The sequence below is a fragment of the Paraburkholderia sp. PAMB 6770 genome (assembly GCF_057748135.1).
On sequence record NZ_CM173239.1, the window covers coordinates 321,053 to 339,064 of the forward strand.

14 protein-coding genes and 1 riboswitch are annotated in these 18,012 nt (G+C 64.3%); all 14 genes read left to right on the plus strand.

What is annotated here, in order from left to right:
* The first annotated feature begins 1 nt into the window (after position 1).
* A complete protein-coding gene (locus AC3AP7_RS19040; RefSeq protein WP_487364133.1) occupies positions 2-2,449 on the plus strand; it encodes a VirB4 family type IV secretion/conjugal transfer ATPase in 2,448 nt (815 codons plus the stop codon).
* Positions 2,446-3,627: a TrbL/VirB6 family protein gene (locus AC3AP7_RS19045; RefSeq protein WP_487364134.1), complete on the plus strand. Its 1,182-nt coding sequence runs from the start codon at positions 2,446-2,448 to the stop codon at positions 3,625-3,627. The genes AC3AP7_RS19040 and AC3AP7_RS19045 overlap by 4 nt, the downstream gene beginning before the upstream one ends.
* A gap of 10 nt (positions 3,628-3,637) precedes the next feature.
* Entirely contained in the window at positions 3,638-4,333 is a 696-nt protein-coding gene (gene virB5, locus AC3AP7_RS19050; protein ID WP_487364135.1) for a P-type DNA transfer protein VirB5, read from the plus strand.
* A gap of 204 nt (positions 4,334-4,537) precedes the next feature.
* Positions 4,538-5,242, plus strand: coding sequence for a VirB8 family type IV secretion system protein (locus AC3AP7_RS19055; protein ID WP_487364136.1), 705 nt, complete (start codon positions 4,538-4,540; stop codon positions 5,240-5,242).
* Positions 5,239-6,069, plus strand: a complete 831-nt coding sequence (locus AC3AP7_RS19060) for a TrbG/VirB9 family P-type conjugative transfer protein (RefSeq protein WP_487364137.1) — start codon at positions 5,239-5,241, stop codon at positions 6,067-6,069. The genes AC3AP7_RS19055 and AC3AP7_RS19060 overlap by 4 nt, the downstream gene beginning before the upstream one ends.
* Positions 6,070-6,097: 28 nt before the next feature.
* Positions 6,098-7,261: a type IV secretion system protein VirB10 gene (virB10, locus tag AC3AP7_RS19065; protein WP_487364138.1), complete on the plus strand. Its 1,164-nt coding sequence runs from the start codon at positions 6,098-6,100 to the stop codon at positions 7,259-7,261.
* Positions 7,258-8,376, plus strand: coding sequence for a P-type DNA transfer ATPase VirB11 (virB11, locus tag AC3AP7_RS19070; protein ID WP_487364139.1), 1,119 nt, complete (start codon positions 7,258-7,260; stop codon positions 8,374-8,376). Before virB10 ends, virB11 begins: the two co-directional genes overlap by 4 nt.
* 7 nt (positions 8,377-8,383) lie before the next feature.
* Positions 8,384-8,785, plus strand: a complete 402-nt coding sequence (locus AC3AP7_RS19075; protein WP_487364140.1) for a hypothetical protein — start codon at positions 8,384-8,386, stop codon at positions 8,783-8,785.
* Entirely contained in the window at positions 8,782-10,518 is a 1,737-nt protein-coding gene (locus tag AC3AP7_RS19080) for a type IV secretory system conjugative DNA transfer family protein (RefSeq protein ID WP_487364141.1), read from the plus strand. Before AC3AP7_RS19075 ends, AC3AP7_RS19080 begins: the two co-directional genes overlap by 4 nt.
* Positions 10,515-12,368: a PriCT-2 domain-containing protein gene (locus AC3AP7_RS19085; RefSeq protein WP_487364142.1), complete on the plus strand. Its 1,854-nt coding sequence runs from the start codon at positions 10,515-10,517 to the stop codon at positions 12,366-12,368. The genes AC3AP7_RS19080 and AC3AP7_RS19085 overlap by 4 nt, the downstream gene beginning before the upstream one ends.
* Positions 12,369-12,419: 51 nt before the next feature.
* Complete coding sequence (locus AC3AP7_RS19090) at positions 12,420-13,943, plus strand: LPD7 domain-containing protein (RefSeq protein WP_487364143.1); 1,524 nt, start codon at positions 12,420-12,422, stop codon at positions 13,941-13,943.
* A gap of 14 nt (positions 13,944-13,957) precedes the next feature.
* Positions 13,958-14,494 (plus strand): plasmid stabilization protein, encoded by a 537-nt coding sequence (locus AC3AP7_RS19095; RefSeq protein WP_487364938.1) that lies wholly within the window; start codon positions 13,958-13,960, stop codon positions 14,492-14,494.
* 1 nt (position 14,495) lies between these two features.
* Positions 14,496-15,509, plus strand: a complete 1,014-nt coding sequence (locus AC3AP7_RS19100) for a relaxase/mobilization nuclease domain-containing protein (protein WP_487364144.1) — start codon at positions 14,496-14,498, stop codon at positions 15,507-15,509.
* A 578-nt stretch (positions 15,510-16,087) separates the two neighbouring features.
* Positions 16,088-16,825 (plus strand): YoaK family protein, encoded by a 738-nt coding sequence (locus AC3AP7_RS19105; protein ID WP_487364145.1) that lies wholly within the window; start codon positions 16,088-16,090, stop codon positions 16,823-16,825.
* Between the two features lie 983 nt (positions 16,826-17,808).
* Positions 17,809-17,873: riboswitch (Fluoride riboswitch) on the plus strand.
* Positions 17,874-18,012 lie beyond the last annotated feature (139 nt).

Here is an 18,012-nt window from a genome sequence, read left to right on the forward strand (position 1 = left end):
CATGCACGCTGATCCGGCACACGGCACCGTTGCCAGCCGCGAGGTGGCGCTTGCTGACTACATCCCTTACTCGACGCACGTCACCGATCAGGTGATCAGGACGCGCGAGGGCGATTACCTGCGGATCTGGAGGGTTGCGGGTATCGCATTCGAGGCGGCCGATCCGGCCGACATCCTGGTGCGTCACGAAGGATTCAACCAGCTTGTACGCGCACTGCCTGGTGGTCACATCGCGCTCTGGTCACACCGGCTGCGCCGGCGTGTATCGGACCACTTTGCCACGCCGTATGGCAACCGCTTCTGCCAGGAACTGGCTACCCGCTATTACGCGAGCTTCGAGGGCTACCGGATGATGGCCAACGAGCTGTATCTGACGCTCGTCTATCGGCCCACCCGCACGAAGCTCGGGCGCGTCGTCAGCCGTGCGGCGCGCCGTACCCGCGAGGACATCAGGCGCGACCAGCAGGACGCGCTGAAAGTGATGGACGAACTCGGCGCCCAGATCGAGTCGGGGTTGAAACCCTACGACCCGGTGGCGCTCGGGGTCTATCGCAGGTCGAGTCCGTTCACGATGCAAGCGCAACGGTTCTCATCGGCGCTCGAACTGCTTGGCTATCTCGTCAACACGGTGTGGGAACCTGGGCCGGTTCCCTCAGGAGCGATCCGTGAGGCGCTGCCAACCGCGCGCCTGTTCGTAGGCGTCGAGAAGATCGAGATCCGCATGCCGTCCGCGACGCGATACGCTGCACTGCTCGACCTGAAGGACTATCCCGAGGAAACCGAGCCGGGCATGCTCAATGGCCTCCTGTATGGCGACTTCGAGTATATCGAGACGCAGAGCTTCACGATCCTCGATAAGCCTGGTGCGAAGGAAGCGCTGGAGCGTCAGCGCAACCAGCTGATCGCCGGCGAGGATGTGGCCGTCTCCCAGGTCGAGGCGATGGACCAGGCGCTCAACGACCTGATCAACGGCAACTTCGTGCTGGGCGAATATCACTATTCGCTCGCGGTGCTGGCCGATACGCCCGCGGCAGTCTCGAAGCATGTCGCGAAGGCCCGCACGCAGCTTGCCGAAGCAGGTTTCCAGACTGCGCTGATCGACCTCGTGGCGGATGCCGCATGGTTCGCTCAGTTGCCCGGCAACTGGCGCTACCGGCCGCGCGAAGCGAAGCTGACGTCTCGCAATTTCTGTGGTCTCGCCAGTCTGCACAATTTCGCGACCGGCAAGCGCGACGGCAATCCATGGGGCGAGGCGATCACGATCGTCAAGACGCCGAGCGGCCAGCCGCTGTACCTGAATTTCCACGCGACGCCCGAGAAGCAGGATTCGGCCGACGAGAAAGCGCTCGCCAATACCCAGATCATCGGCCAGGCCGGTGCGGGCAAGACGGTGCTTGAACTGTTTTTGCTCGCAATGGCGACGAAGTTTGGGGTGACTGCGGTGCTGTACGACAAGGATCGCGGCACCGAGATCGCGATCCGTGCGATGGGCGGCATTTATACCGTGTTCCGCCGCGGCGAGGCGACCGGGCTCAACCCTTTCCAGATGACGCCGGACGAGTCCGTGCTCGACTTCTGGGAGCGGCTGGTGCGCAAGCTCGTCGATACAGGTTTGCCGTTGTCCGCCAAAGACGAACTCGACCTCTCGCGCGCGGTGCGCGAGGTCGCCCGCATGGAGCGGCCACTGCGTCGCCTGTCGATGGTGCGGCAACTGCTGCCGAACGTGGGCGAGAACAGCCTGCATGCGCGTCTCGCCAGATGGTGTGCCGGTGGGCGTCTCGGCTGGGTGCTCGACAATCCGACCGACACCGTGGACCTCACACGCGCGAATCTCTTCGGCTTCGACGACACCGAACTGCTCGATGACGCGGAAATCTCGACGCCTGTGACGATGTACCTGCTGCATCTGACGGAAAGCCTGATCGACGGCCGGCGCTTCCTCTACGTGATGACCGAATTCTGGAAGCGGCTGGGTGATCCGGTCTTCACGGACTTTGCGAAGAACAAGCAGAAGACGATCCGCAAGCAGAACGGGCTGGGCGTTTTCGACACCCAGTCACCAGCGGATGTGCTGCGCAGCGATATCGCACGGGCACTGATCGAGCAGAGCGCGACCTTTTTCTTTCTGCCGAACCCGCGGGCCGACTACGACGACTACGTGCATGGTTTCAAGCTGACCGAAGCCGAATTCAGTATCGTGCGCAATCTTGGCGAGAACAGCCGGATGTTCCTGGTCAAGCAGGGGCACCGGTCCGCGATCGGGAAGCTCGATCTCGCGGGGCTTGGCGACGTGCTCGATGTCCTGTCAGGTACGACCGACAACGTCGAACTCCTCGACACGATTCGCGCCCAGGTGGGTGAGGATCCCGACGTCTGGCTGCCGGTCTTTCACGCGCAGTTGGCGAAGCGCCGGGCGACCCAGGTACCACGTGCAGGAGGTGCGCGATGAGCGGCCTCTTTACCGCAATCGGCGGTACGCTCGAAAACGGCATGTCGACTTACGTCACGAACGTCTCGTCGGCGCTGTCGGGCGCGCTGTTTCCCGTCGTGACGACGGCTGTGACGATCTGGATCATCGCCTATGGCCTTGCGATCGTACGGGGGGAGGCGCACGAGGCCGTACCCGCGTTCGCGTGGCGAGGATTGAAAGTGGCCGTCATCCTCGCGTTCGCACTGGGCAGCGGCCTCTACCAGCAGCAGGTTGTGGCGGCCATCAGCGGTGCGACGTCGGGCCTCGCCCAGACGATCCAGAGCGCTGTCAGCACCACGGGCGGCGGCAACCCGGGATGCGGCCCGGTCAGCGGCAGCAGCGTGACGGGCGGCAGCGCCACCACGATCTACGAGACGCTCGACTGCTACGACCAGCAGGTCGATCTGGTGCTCGATGCCTATGCCGTGAAGGCAGCCCATGAGGGATTGAGCTTCACCGGCATCGTAGCGGGCATCGGCGACGTCGTGTGCGGGTTCGTCGCCGCACTGGGCGGGTCGATTTTCCTCATCGTGCTCGCCTTCGAGGTCGTGATGGCAAGGATGCTGCTCGATCTGGTGCTGGGTATCGGGCCGATCTTTATCGCGTGCGCCGCATTTACTCCGACGGCGCGCTTTTTCGAGGCGTGGACCGCGAAGGTTGCGAACTATGCCCTGCTGCAGATCCTGGTGGCAGCCTTTCTGGGGATGGCACTGACGGCATTTTCGACCGAGCTTGCGCCATTCCGGGTGACGGTATCACCACCGACCACAGACAGCGCTGCGCTTGTCGCGGCGGGGCAGGCAGCCCTCGAAGCCTCGGCGCCGTGGGGCGCGGCGCTCGGCATGTTCGCGACTGCGATTTTTCTCGCGATGGTCGGCTGGCAGCTCCCGTCGGTCGCCTCGGGCCTCTCCGGCGGCGCCACATTGTCCGGGTTCGGTGCGTTCGCGGCGGGGATGGCATCGCGCCGCATCGTTGCCCTGATGGGACGCACGCTCGCCGGTGGCGGGAACGGCCCGCGCCCCGGTGGCACGATTCGCGGGCAGGCTGGCCCGGGCGGCGGTCGTGGGGGTGGATCCGGAAATTCAGGAGGTGGGGGGCTGCCAGCCTATCAGCGGGTAGCCCGCGCCCATCTCGGGCAGCAGGGCAGTGGACGGTGAGGAGGTCATCATGACAGGACGATTCAGGGTGGCAGGCATCGTGTCGTTATGGGCACTACTGGCCTCGGCAGGCTACGCGCAGGGGATCCCGGTCTACGACGCGCAGAACGTGATCCAGGCCATTGCGACCGTCGGGCAACTGAAGAATGAGGTCCAGCAGGAAATCCAGATCTATCGGTCGACGGTGGGTACGCGAGGGTTTGGCGCATTGCTGGGCAATCCCGTGATTGCCAGCTCATTGCCGCCGAACTGGCAGAGCATCTATACGGCGGTACAGAACGGCGGTTACGCGGGCCTTACCGGAAGCGCGCAGACGCTGCGTTCAGCGAGCGAAATCTACAACTGCGAAGACCAGAGCGGCATCGACCGGCAGGTTTGCCAGCGGGCGCTGAACAAGCCGTTCCAGGACAAGGCGTTTGGCCAGCAGGCCTACCAGACAGAACTGCAGGAACTGAACCAGATCCAGAGCCTGATGCAGCAGATCGATGTCACGCAGGACCCAAAAGGCATCGCGGAACTGCAGGCGCGTATCCAGGCGGAAAGCGCGGCGGTCGGCAGCGAAATGACGAAGCTGCAGCTTTTCAGGATGCTGGCCCGGACGGAAGACAAGCTTGTCACCGAGCAGCAGAGCGAACTGGTATTGAGCCGGGCACGCAACACCGCCCGGTTGCAGGACCAGATGGTACCAGCGTCGTTCGGGAACTGAGGAGACTGTCATGCACAGATTCATGGGCAAATTTCTTTTCATAAATTTCGTTGTCCTGATCAGTGGATGCGATTCCGTACCCCCGAAGCCGGTTCTGCCGGACGGTCTGCATCGTGTACCCATCAATCGCGTGCCACCGGTACCGGTATCGGTGCCGTCTGTGCCGTCTGTATTGTCTCGCACGCCGACCGCGGGAGGCGGGCGATGAGCGCTTCCGGGGACTACGAGCGTGTGCTCGACATCGAGGCGTCGCTGACACACCTGCAGGAGTGCTCCGAACGCCGGGCGTGGCATGTCGCGTATGGGGCGGTTGCCGTGGCCGTGCTGAGTGTCATGGCGCTGGCCGTCATGGTGCCGTTCTATCGGGTCGTGCCGCTTCCGATCGAGGTGGATCGCCTGACGGGGGAGGCCCAGGTGATCGACGTGCTCGACGCGCGGCACATCCCGGTGAAGAACATCGAGGACAAGCACTGGGTCGAGGCGTACGTGCGTGAGCGCGAACGCTATGACTGGGGCCTGCTGCAGATGGATTACGACAATGTGCTCGCGATGAGCAACGACGGAGTCGCGCGCGATTACCGCGCGATCTACATCGGCCCGGATGCGCTCGACCGGCAACTGGGTCCGAACGCTGAGCTTCGTGTGCGGATTCTTTCGACAACGCTTCCCTCTGATGAGCCGGGGCACGCCGTCGTCCACATCGAGCGGACGACCTACAGGGATGGCCAGCCTGATGCCGCGCCGCCCCAGCGTTTCGTCATCACGCTCGCCTATACCTATCGGCCATCCGTCTTTACCCGGGAAAGCGTTGCCGTCGCCAATCCGTTCGGTTTCAAGGTCACGGCATACAGCCGCGATCCGGAATATACGCCACCGCCTTCGCCGGCAGTGGCCGGAGAGACGCGATGAAACGGCTTCCACTGAAGGTAATAGGGTTCGCGTGCCTGCTGGTGATGAGCCCGGTTGTGCGGGCCTATACCGTGCCGGGATGGTCTGACGATCCACGGGTGCGGCAGGTTGTTTACGGCCCCGACGCGGTGGTGCGTATTCAGGCGCAACGCGGCTTTGCCACGCACATCGCACTCGACCCACATGAGCACATCGAGGTGGTGGCGCCGGGCGACCGGGACGGATGGCAGATCGTGGCGAACAAGGGTGACCATGACGTGTACCTGAAGCCCGATCTGGCCGCACACGACTCGAACCTGGAGATCCGCACTGACAGGCGCAGCTACAGCTTCGATCTGGTGGTGCTGCCACTGACGGCGAAATTCGGAAATGACGAGGAGATGTACCGCGTGACCTTCATCTACCCGGGTGAGGAGGCGGTTCAGGCTCGTGTGCGAGCGTCTGCGGCACTTGTCGCGCAGCGTCTTGCCGCACCGCCCGTAGTGCGCAACACGCGGTATTCGATGCAGATCATGCCCCACTCGGACGACATCGCGCCGACGGCAGCATGGGACGACGGACGGTTCACCTATATCCGCATCCCGGCCAACCGGCGTATCCCGGCGATCTTCCGGGTTGCCGGTGACGGTAGCGAGAGCACGGTCAACCGGCACATGGACGGCAACACAATCGTGATCCACGAAGTGGCCAGACGCTTCGTGCTACGTCTGGGCAGCGAGGTCGTGGGGATCTGGAATGACGCCTACGACGTGAATGGCGTACCGCCCCATGACGGCACGACGGTCCCTGGCGTCAGGCGGATCCTGCGGAGTCACAGTGATGAATGACCCACTGAACGGGCGTGGGCCTCGCAACATGATCGACCCCGATGAGTCGCCTGACCGGGGACGGCGCGGGCGCGACCCGGACTCCGATAGCGTGACCGGAGAGGTCGCGGATCGCGGCATGCCGGTGCTCGGCCAGTACCGGAGCGCCCGTCCACGCGCCTGGTGGCTGACACCGCTGGTGGTCGTCCTCGTGGCGGGTGCGGGGGCGGTCTGGACAGTTCATGCATTTGTTGCGCGTCACGATGCACAGGAAAAAGCGCGTCGGGACGCGATTGCGGAGGCCCCACGCGATGGGCGCGTCTTCCGGGATGACCACGCGTTGCCGGCGAGGGCGGCATCAGTGCCTTCCGTGGTCAGGGCGGCATCGTTGACCGCCGTCAGCCATTCGCCGGTCGTACCTGCTGCCGTTCGACCTGCATCCAGCTACTACGATGCGCCGCTGCTGGTGACGGGCGCCATATCCCCGGCGGATAACCAGGCCACCATCGCTGCCCCGACGGTGGTGGTGCCGGGTCGTACGACCGGTATGCGCGGCCAGGACGGGACGGGTGCGCTCGCCCGGGCGCTTACGCCGACCGTCACGCCGCGGGTACGCGCCGGCTTCCTCGGCAATCGCAGCCTGATACTCGCACAGGGCGCCAAGATCGACTGCGCAGGCGACACCGCGTTCGATTCGACCGAAGCGGGGATATCCACCTGCACGGTGACGAAGAACGTGTATTCGGACGACGGGAAGGTGGTACTGATCGAGCGTGGTTCACAGATCAATAGTGAATATCGCTCGAACCTGTCGCCAGGGCAGAAGCGCGCCTTCATCCTCGCCGCGCGTATCAGGACACCCAATGGGGTGACGGTCGAGATCGATTCGCCGGTCGCCGACGCGCTCGGGCGCATGGGGGTTGACGGCTACATCGATAACCACTGGGGCCAGCGAATTGGCGCCGCCATGCTGCTGGGCGTGACCGAGGACGCCATCGGCTATCTGGCTACGCGTGGCGGCAACAGCAACGGCTCTGTGGTCTACGAGAACACCGAGCAGCAGGGCAACGATATGGCTACGCGGGTGCTCGACAGCACGATCAACATTCCGCCGACGCTGACACAGAACCAGGGGGCCGAATTCACGATCGTCGTTGCGCGCGATCTGGATTTCGGATCTGTCTACGCACTGGAGCCGGAGGAATCGCGATGAGCGCTCATTCCGACATACCGGACCGGTCTCGCGAAACCATTCTCGCGCGGCTTCCCGACGACGCATCGGTTCGCGAACTGATGCGACCATTCGCGCCACTGCTCGACGATGCCAATGTGACTGAACTGGTCATCAACCGGCCACAGCGTGTGCTGACCGAAACGCATCTCGGCTGGCACGGTCACGACTACGCTGATCTTGACTATGAACGCCTGATGTCGTTCGCGGTCGCGGTTGCGACGCTGACGAACCAGGAGGTGTCGGCCCAGCATCCGGTGCTCTCCGCGCTGCTGCCGGGTGACGCGCGCATCCAGATCGTGGTGCCGCCTGTCGTGCCACCGCGCACCGTCTCAGTGACGATCCGTCGGCCTTCCGCGCGCGAAAAGAGCCTTGACGCATATCGCGACGAAGGGCTGTTCGACGGCACCGTCTGGCACCGCCCGGATGGGCTCGATGCCGTGCTGCCGACGCTACGCCCGACAGACCAGAAGCTCGTGCAGTGCCTCGAAGAGCGGGACTGGTGTGCCTTCTTCGAGCGGGCCGTCACCGGGCGCCTGAACATCGTGGTCGTCGGCAATACCGGCTCGGGCAAGACCAGTTTCATGAAGACGCTCTGCCGGTCGATCCCTTCGACCGAGCGGATCGTGACGATCGAGGATGTCCGCGAACTCTTCATCCGGCATATCGAGAACTGCGTCCATCTGCTGTATAGCAAGGGCGGTCATGGTCAGGCACGCGTGACGCCGGCCGACCTGATCGCGAGCACGATGCGCATGCGACCGGATCGCGTGCTGCTCGCTGAACTGCGCGGCGCTGAAGCCCATGACTTCCTGAAACTGCTGACGACCGGCCACGCCGGCTCGATCACTAGTTATCACGCGTCAAGCGCCACGGTTGCGATCGAGCGCTTTGCGCTGATGGCGAAGGAGCACCCCGAAGCCGCAGCCTATGACGATACGGCGCTCAAGCGCCTGCTCACCCTGACGATCGACGTGGTCACGCACATGGAGGCGTATCCGCTCTACGACGAGGCGGGCGAACAGACCGGCAAGCGCTGGGGCATGACGGAAGTCTGGTTCGATCCGGTGCGCAAGGCGCGCACGACTTTCTCTTGAGGCCGGCATGGATACGAACCGTCGTCGCTCAACTCCTTCCGACACCGCTGGTCCGGTAGCACATCATGCGCGTACCGCCCTGGTGACGGTCGCGGTTCTTGCGACTCTTGCGGGAGCTCTGCTGGCATCGCTGTGGGTTGCATCATTTTTCCTGTACGCGAGCCTGCGGCTGAACCCGTTCCATGCGGGACTATGGGGCTGGCCCAATGCACTGCTGGCCTGGCATGACGGCCTGATGCCGCACGGAGGTCGGCGTCTCGCAGGCTCGGCCTTGCTCGGCGTGCTGGTCGCTGTGGGTAGCCCGGCGATGGCGTTGTATTCGATCTGGGAGCGGACTGGACGGCGGCGTCTCTATGGCAGTGCGCGGTTTGCCAGCGAAACAGAAATCCGTGCGGCGGGGTTGCTATGAATGCGCGGACGCTGATCGATGCACCGCCCATTGTCGTCGGGACTTGGCGAGGGCGCTATCTGCGCTTTGCCGGACAGCAGTTCGTGCTGCTCGCGGCACCCGCCCGGTCAGGTAAGGGCGTCAGCATCGTGATCCCGAACCTGTTGAGTTATACCGGTTCGGTTGTGGTGCTCGACATCAAGCGCGAGAACTATGCGATCACGGCAGGATTCCGGCGCGCACACGGGCAGGAGGTCTATCTCTTCGACCCGTTCGCGGAAGATGGCCGCACGCACCGGTTCAACCCGCTGTCGGCCATTTCGGATGGCCTGTTCCGCGTCGGCGACATTCTGGCGATCGGCTACGCCCTGTATCCGCTCGGTGGCCACGATGACTTCTGGAAAGACCAGGCGCGCAACCTGTTTCTCGGCATCGTCCTGCTGCTCAGTGAGTGGCGTGACGCGCGGCGCACGGGGAAGGGCGAATCCATTCCCGACTACCCCGTCACGATGGGCGAGGTGCTGCGGCAGTCGTCCGGCCACGGCATGCCGGTCAAGGCATACCTGCAGCGTGCACTCGTGCAGCATCGAACTTTGCTGACGGGCGCGTGCGTCGATGCCCTGAACCGCTTTCTGTCCAACGACGACAAGGTGTTGGCGAGTATTCTCGCGACATTCCACGCGCCGCTCACAATCTGGGCGAACCCCATCGTCGACGCGGCAACGAGCGCCAACGATTTTGACCTGCGCGACGTGCGTCGGCGTCCCATGTCGGTCTATATCGGAATCACGCCGGATCACCTGTCCGAGGCTGCGCTGCTCGTGAATCTGGTGTTCTCGCAGCTCGTCAACCTGAACACGAAACAGTTGCCGGAGGCGGATCCGGCCTTGCGGTTCCAGTGCCTGTTGCTGCTCGACGAGATGACCGCGATCGGCAAGATCCATATCATCGCGCGCGCCGTGGCCTACATGGCGGGCTACAACCTGCGTCTGCTCTCCGTCGTGCAGTCGATTGCGCAGCTCGAATCGGTCTACGGCCGGGCCGACGCCCGTACGTTCCTCACGAACCACGCGATGCAGATTCTCTATGCGCCGCGTGAGCAGAAAGATGCGAACGACTATTCCGAGATGCTCGGCACCTTGACCGATCAGTCGCGCAGCATCAGCCGACCGAACTCAATGTTCGGCGGCCGCGGTGGATCGAGCGAAAGCATGTCCGAGCAGCGTCGCCCGCTGCTGTTGCCGCAGGAACTCAAGGAACTGGGGCGCGACAAGGAAATCATCGTGTTGGAGAACACGAAGCCGATCCTTGCCGACCGGATCTGCTACTGGTGCGACCCGGTTTTCGCTTCACGGGTCTCGGGTGCACCATCGGTGCCGGCCATGGACCTGGCCCGCTTCACTGCTCAGATCGAACGACGTGTGCGCGAAGTCGCGTCTGACGAGATCGATCCGGACGGTGCGGGTCTCCTTCATCTGTCGGCCGAGTATCTGGAGGTGCTGCAGGCCTGGGATCCGCGCGACCTGCCACCGCGGCTCGCCGACCTCAGCGAGGACGAGGTCACGACCTACGTCGAACGGCACTTCATGCTGCTGGGCGTTCCGGCGAAGCGTATCGGGCAGGCGACGCGCCGGTTGTCGGTTGCGGACCTCGACGTCGCGGAGCTGGTGCCGCCAAAGTCCGCGCGAGCGAGGCGTGATCCGGTGACACGTGCCGGGACGAACACGGCATCGATTGAGGGAGCCCGGCGATGAGTACGCCCCATGTGGACGAAACCGCCCGTGTACGCGCCGCCCTTGCCGTGATTCCGGCGGAGGACTACGGCACGTGGGTCGATATGGCGTTTGCACTGAAGCACGGTCTGGGAGACGCGGGCTTCGAGATCTGGGACGAATGGAGTCGCACAGCCGGCAACTATGACGAGCGGGCGGCCCGCACGACCTGGCGCTCGGTGAAGGAGTCGGGCGGCAAGACGCTCGCGTCGCTCTTCTGGCTCGCGCGACAACACGGCTTTGACCTGAGACGCGGGTACTACCCGGACCAGATGGCGACGGCGCTCGCGCCGGGTCCCGATGTGCTGGAACGCCGCGCCCGGGAAGCGGCACGCCGGCAGGCCCGGCATGCCGCGGCAGCCCTGGAGGCGCAGGAAATCTGGCAATGGGCGCGACCCGTTGGTCCAAAGCACCCCTATCTCGTGCGCAAGGGCCTCGATCCCGTGCCGGCACTGCGCGAACTGGAAGCGCCGGAACTGCGTGCGTTGCTGGGGTATGCCCCGGCGAGCGAGGCACGGCCGCTTTCCGGGCGCGTGCTGGTTGTGCCAGTCTGGATCGGTCCTGCCGTTTCCACACTGGAGCTGATCGACGAAGCGGGCAACAAGTCGTCACTGGCCGGGGGCGTCAAGAAGGGCGGGTACTGGATTGCCGGGCCTGCGCCCACAACACGCGGGCAGGCAGTGCCGATCCTGATCGGCGAGGGCATGGCCACCATGCTCTCTGTACATCGCGCAACGGGATGGGTGGCGCTGGCTGCGCTCTCGAGCGGCAACCTGCCGCCCGTCGCTGAATCCGTGCGCGAACAGTTCCCGGACGCGGACATTGTCGTGCTGGGTGAGCTGGGGCCCGGTGAGGCCAAAGCCCGACAGGCCGCAGACGCATCCCGCGCACGCGTGGTCTCACCCGTATTTGCCGCCGACGCGCGAATTGACGACAAGGCTCCAACCGATTTCAACGACATGGCGGTGCTGTCCGGGTTCGATCGTGTGGGCGAACGTCTGCGCGAAGTCGTGGGCCGCGATGACGCGCGGGTGGTCGATGGCATTGGGTCGCTGGCGGGCACAGCAAACGGCAGGAAGCTGGACGAACCGATGGAGGACATGATGGGCAACGTGAAGGAAAAACTCGTCAATGCCGGGGACGACACTCCACGTCGTCGCACATCGAAGCGCAGCGCACCGAAGCCGGATACTCCCTCGGAAGCACCTGCGCCGGTGACGGCATCGGCGGAGGCACAACCGGCAGGTGAGCGGTCTACGGCTGTGCCTGCGGGTCATACGCCGGCCGCCGAGCCGAGGCGCTTCGCACCAACGCGTCCACCAGTTGGCGAACCATTGTTCGCCGTAGCGGATGTGCCTAACGAGGTCAGGGCACTGGCCGAACATCGGTTCGGCTTCCCGCTCCGGATGGGCACGCCGCGCGAGAACGGCGGACCTTACCGCGGCGAGGTCTTCAACACCGAGCACTACCTGATCCAGGAAGTGGCGACGCGCAGCGTCGTCTTCCATCCGAAGACACAGATGGAGTTCGTCTCGGAGCGGCTGCGATGGATGGACGAGAATGCCCGGCTCAATGGATCGGAACTGCAGGTCGGATACGACGGCGATCGGCCTAAGGTTTATCCGTGGGACCGCGCGCGTGACCTGCTCGACCGCACGGTCGGTTCGCTCAAGAAATCCGCCCGGGAGCTGAATTTCAGTCCGAATCTCGAGGGGATGCTCGATCAGTTACAGGCACGCTCGTGGGCCCGGATACGCGAAGCGCGTACAGCAGCGCTCGAGCAGTCGAAGGAGCGGTCGCCATCGCAGGATCCGCCTGGACCGGATCGCTAGACCATTTGACGTACCACCAGGAAGTATGACCGATCAGAAAGGAGCCCCACCATGTCTGAAGCCCTGTCGCCTGCCGAGCCGGTCATCAATCTGATCGAGCAGGATGTTTCCGGGCGTTCGCCAGCAATTGAACCCCCGAAAAGTGATGGCGATACCAGTCGTCTCGACGCTGCCGCTCTGGATGCGGTGTCAGCCCGGCGCCGGCGCGAGTTCGACGCGGCGCGGGCGCGTCTGCGTGATCAGACCACACGGGACGATGCCGGTGCGGTCCGTCAGTCTGCCTCCCGCCCAGCCGGCGACGCTCCAGTGGAACGAGAAGATGCCGGTGCCATTCGCGCGCCGCTAGACCAGCCGCCGGAACGCGTGCGCAAACGCTACCTTCGCGCGGGAAACCAGTATTTTCTGAAGGATGCGCCCTATCAGCTCGCGTTCGAGGATATCGGACCGTACCTCGTCACCGAACACAACCGGCCGGATGTGGTGGAGTCAATGGTCGACATGGTGGCGGCGAAATCGTGGCGTCGTATTCGCGTGTCCGGTCATGAGGTGTTCCGCAGCGAAGTGTGGCTGCAGGGATCGCTACTGGGCATCGAGGTCAGCGGGTATGAGCCAAAGGCCGCTGATCTGGCGCGTCTGGCCGATGTGCGGAAGGTTCGTCTGAACAACCGGATCGAGGCGGATGCGTCGCCGCGCGCTGCGGGTTTGCCGATAGACGTGGCAGAGCGCAGTCGTGCACCGTCTGCCCCCGCACCAGCCGCCGGGCCGCCGAATGTGGCGGACGGTGCCGCATCTGCAGCCCTGCGACGTGATGCTCAGCGGGGAGAGCCTCTTGACGCGAAGCGACAGCCGGCGACGGGCGACGAATCCGACACCCCGAGGCGATATACCGGCGAGCTGCGCGAGCACGGCGGTGCGCCGTACCAGAATAATCCGGCGCGCAGTGAGTCGTACTACGTCGTGTTCCGCGATGCGACGGGTGCAGATTACGTGGTCTGGGGCGTGGATCTCGAGCGTGCAGTGCGGGAATCGGGCGCGCAGCCCGGGCAGCAGGTCGCACTTGAAAACCTGGGGCGACGGCTCGTCACCGTCAAGGTACCGATCCTGGACGAGCACGGTGTGGTGATCGGCGAAGACGAGCGCGATGTGCACCGGAACACCTGGCAGATAGATGTGATGCGACGAGAGCGTACGGCGGAGCAATCTGTGTCGGAACCCGAACGCGCAGCGGGAGCAGACGCGGCATCTGTGGTGACGAACGCGCGCGAAAGCGGCCACGAATCACGACGCCCGAGCGTTTCCGAGCAAGATAAGGTGCTGCACCTGGCTGTGCTCGTCGGCGCGATGCGGGAGCAGGGATTCAGCGCGCGCTCGATCGAGCGTGTGCAACGACGTGCGGAAGCGCTGCTCGATGCGTTTGGTCGCGAGGGAATTCCCGTGCCGCGGCCGAAGGTCTTCGATCCGAAAGCGCCGTCGGAACGGGATCGCCGGACACGCACTGCGGTCGGACGTACGCCTGCGCGGGATATCGAGCTGGAGCTGGTGCACACGCCCGTCGAACCTTCGCCTGCGCGCTAGGAGCTGTCATGCGTGTGCGTGAACGTGAGCGCCTGTGTGTCGAGCTTGGTGGCATGAGACGGGATTGGGATCGCTGGTGCTTTCGCCGGGGCTTGACCGCTGGTGAGGGGGCCCGGCAACTGGTTGCCGCCGCGTTGCGTGCTGACGCTGGCAATGGTGATCCAGGGATAGAAGCGGATATCCGCTGGACTGCTGTCGATGATCCTCGTACCCGGATCGAACTCAGGCTGACGCCGGCCGAACTTGAGGCGGTTGGGTTGCGCGCGGAGGCATCAGGCCTGACCGCGAATCGCTGGATCGTTGCGCTGATCCGTGCGCAGTTGACGCACGAACCCCAGCTCGGCGCGCGGGAAATGCGGCTGCTGTCGGATTCGAATTTGCAGCTCGCTTCGATCAGCCGGTGGCTCGGACAACTTGTCCGCGGCGGCCACATACGACCTACCGCACAGGATAGGAACGGGGATATCGAGGCCATCCGTGGAGCGATCGATGCGCATCTGCGGGTCGTGTCGGTCGTGATACGTGCGAACCTGGATCGATGGAGCCGGTGAGATGCCCTATCCGAAGGTCTACATCGATGCGATGCTTCTGAACTGGGGTGACCGGCTGTTTCAGGAGCCGTTCAGGCACGCACGGGCACAGCGGCTTTCGCATGCGAGCCTGCGCGACGAGGCTGCGCGTATGCGCGAGCAGCTGGCGCGTACGCTCAGGCACACGCCGGAGGTGATGATCAAGATCACGAACAAGGCATCGGGCGCGCAGGGTATCGGCGCGGTGCGCCGGCACCTTCGATATATTTCCCGGAACGGTCAGGTTGAGCTGGAAGACCAGAACGGGGACCGGATCGCAGGCGCCGATGCTGTACGTGATCTTGTACTGACCTGGCAATTCGGTGGATGGGGGATACCGGAAACGAGTGCCCGTCGCGAGGTATTCAACATCCTGCTGTCGATGCGCCCGGGTACGAACCGTCAGGCTGTGAAGGACGCGGCGCGGGATTTTGCGGCCGTCGAATTTGGGGATGGGCGTGCCTATGTGTTTGCTGCGCATGACGACGAGGCACACCCGCATGTTCACCTGAGCGTGCAGGTGCGTGGGCCGGATGGCCGGCGCCTGAATCCGCGAAAGCAGGATCTGCGGCGCTGGCGCGAGCGGTTCGCCGAGCAGCTCCGCGCGAACGGGGTGGATGCCAATGCGACGCCGCGACGGGTGCGTGGCGAGACGCGACGGTATCCCGTTCAGGGTGTCAGGCATATGGTGGAGCGTGGCGAAACACCGAAGTACTGGCGCGCCGTGGCGAACGAAAAGCAACGCCAGGCTGGGTGGCAGGCTCACGACATGGCATTTGCCGTGTGGCGGGAAGTGGCGCGGACAGTGGCTGCGTCCCCAGCCGGTGCCGATCGCGCGATGGCCGTCGGCATCGTCGAGTTTGTGCGTGCGATGCCGGTCCAGCGGGACGCCGTTGTCCCCGAGCTAAGGCACGATCCTGCACCAGTGCGCGAGCTTCGGACCGCGCCGGAGCGCGATAGTCAGCCTGACGGTCCTGATCCAGACATCGAACGCTAGGACCTTCTTCCCGAGGTATGATCGCAGACACGCAGTTCTCTCAGATTCCAGCTTGACCCTCGGATAGCTGGAACTTCTTCACGCCGGCTATTGCCGGCGTTTTTTTATGTTGACCACGCGACGGGCACTCTGTCAGCCCGTACGGAGATACCGTTGTGGATCGCCTCACATGATCTGACACTGGTGGGTGATCCATACCGCTATCCGGTCTGGCTGCTCGCGAAATGACCCCTCGCTGCGACCTCTGACGACGCGGAGTCCTTCCAGTTCGTCCCCGGCTGGACGCGACGTCCGGCGCTCGAGGTCGAAAGGCGAATGTGTCGACCGGACTGGTTTCAATGCGAGTGTGCCCTCGTGGCCACGGAGATACGCGGCCATCGGTGCCCGCCGAGAAAGGTTGCGCCGGCAACCACCGCCGGACGCGTGGCCGCGAACGCGGCGGCCTACCGGCACGATAACGGACGGGCGCCAGGCGCGTTCAGGCAGGCATCGGTCGCGCCCGTCGGGTTGCCGCCCGCTCATGCACAATGCGATGATAAACGTCCCTAAACCATTTCCTGACGGTTCATCGCGCCATCATGTTACTCACACAAGGGGAAGCCCGTAGCCACGACATCGACCGCAACCTCGCGTGCACCCTGGCAGCGGTGGCGGGTGCGCTCAACACGGCCGCTTTTCACGCGGTCGGGTTCTTTTCGGCCAACATGACCGGTAACGTTTCGTCGTTGTCCGACCATGCCGCGGATGGCGAGTGGTGGACGGGACTGTTCTATCTGGGCATCGTGCTGGTCTTCATCGGCGGCGCGTCTGCGTCGACGCTGCTGATCAGCGCTGGCCGGCGCCGCGACATCGACGGTATCTACGCGATCGGCATCCTGGCCGAAGCGGTGCTCATGGGGCTGCTCGGGCTGTTCGAATGGCTTGTGCCGTCGCATGAGCATGGGCCGGTGCTGATCCTGGGGCTCAGCTTTCTGATGGGGATCCAGAATGCGGTCGTCACGCGCATTTCCGACGCGCGGGTTCGCACGACACACGTATCGGGGATGTCGACGGACATCGGCATTGAACTCGGCGTGCTGTTCGATATGCTGCGCGGCCGGGAAAGCCGGGGAGCAGCTGCGGAATACGGCGCGAAGCTGCGGCTGCACGCATTCACGGTCCTGTCGTTCCTGGTCGGCGGGGTGGCGGGCGTGCTGATTTACCGGGAAATTGGCACCCTGCTGCTTCTTGTTGCCGCTGCGATGCTGTTTGCGCTGTCGTCCCGGGCGCTGCTTCGCGCGAGGACGTGGACCGGGCGTCCGCCCGTCAAACCGTGAATCGGTGCGTGCCGAGCCGGTTCCCGTCGGACGGTCGACGGACGCAGGCCGATGTCGCGCACGTAGCGCACAAGGTCGATCAAGCAGGAGACCGGTTCCTGATGGCCTAGCCAAACGTCCGCATGGGTGATGACCTGAGGCAACGCCGCAGCGGCGGCGATCCTTCCGGGCATCGGCAGGTCGAGGACATGGTAGCGGTTGCCCCTGGCAGTTTTGACAATCACCGATGCCCCTTCTTCGAGGCAGGTCATCCCTTTGGGGTGAAGGGCGTGGATAGCGGGCAGGTGTGACAGGCGTCGCGTGACGCGCCTGATGCTGCCGGGACTCTGCGAGGGTCTGCGCGAGCGGATGCTCCGCTTGCCCGCGCGGGCGGTTGCTCATCGGTTGGTGCAGGGATGGGGCAAGGAGCGCCGCGCCGATCCCGCGATCGGTCGCACTCAGGCCTACGATGATCCAGATACCCGTATAAGCAAGGTGGATGCATATCCTCCCGGACGGTTGCGGCTGCAACAGGCGGCTGGCCGTCGACGCGTTCGTCTGGCGTCATGTCGTCGGGCTCACAGTTCAGTATGCTCGACAGGATGAGACGCAGGATGACACACCCGACGAGATGACGTTGGACAGTGCGGACATTACGCGGCGCTCGCGATCCGCATCTCGAGGCCAGCGTCAAGCAGGTCGATAGCCAACCCGTGAATGAGCCGGCGATGGCCGAACAAACAGGACAGAGGCGGGTGCGTCCAGGCTGTGCTCGCCCGGGCGAGGAGGGCCTGATTGCTTTGCCGCCAGGAAATGGCTTCGCGCCAGTTGAAATCCGATGCTGACGGTGCCGGCCATCAGGTCTGCCGGGTCCGGAAGTTGCGGCGCTCCGGAAGCATGACTGGTCGACGTCGACATTGACGGCGTGTGTTGAGGGGGCGCTGGTTCCGTGCGAAGCGTTGATGTACCGTCCGCACTTGTAAGCCAGATGACGTGGGCGTAGACTGACTGTGGGAGATGGCATTCCTCCAGATAACCGCCCCACTGGGCTAATGATGCCTACAGGCTCGGGAAGAGACACTGTAGGCGTGCGCGCGAAGCGTGCTACCCCCTCTGTATCCATGCCGTGATTGCGGCGCTTTCCGGTTCTCCAGCAACGCTCTGGCCACTTCAGTCAGCCCGGGTTGACCATGCACGTGTCAGCCAGG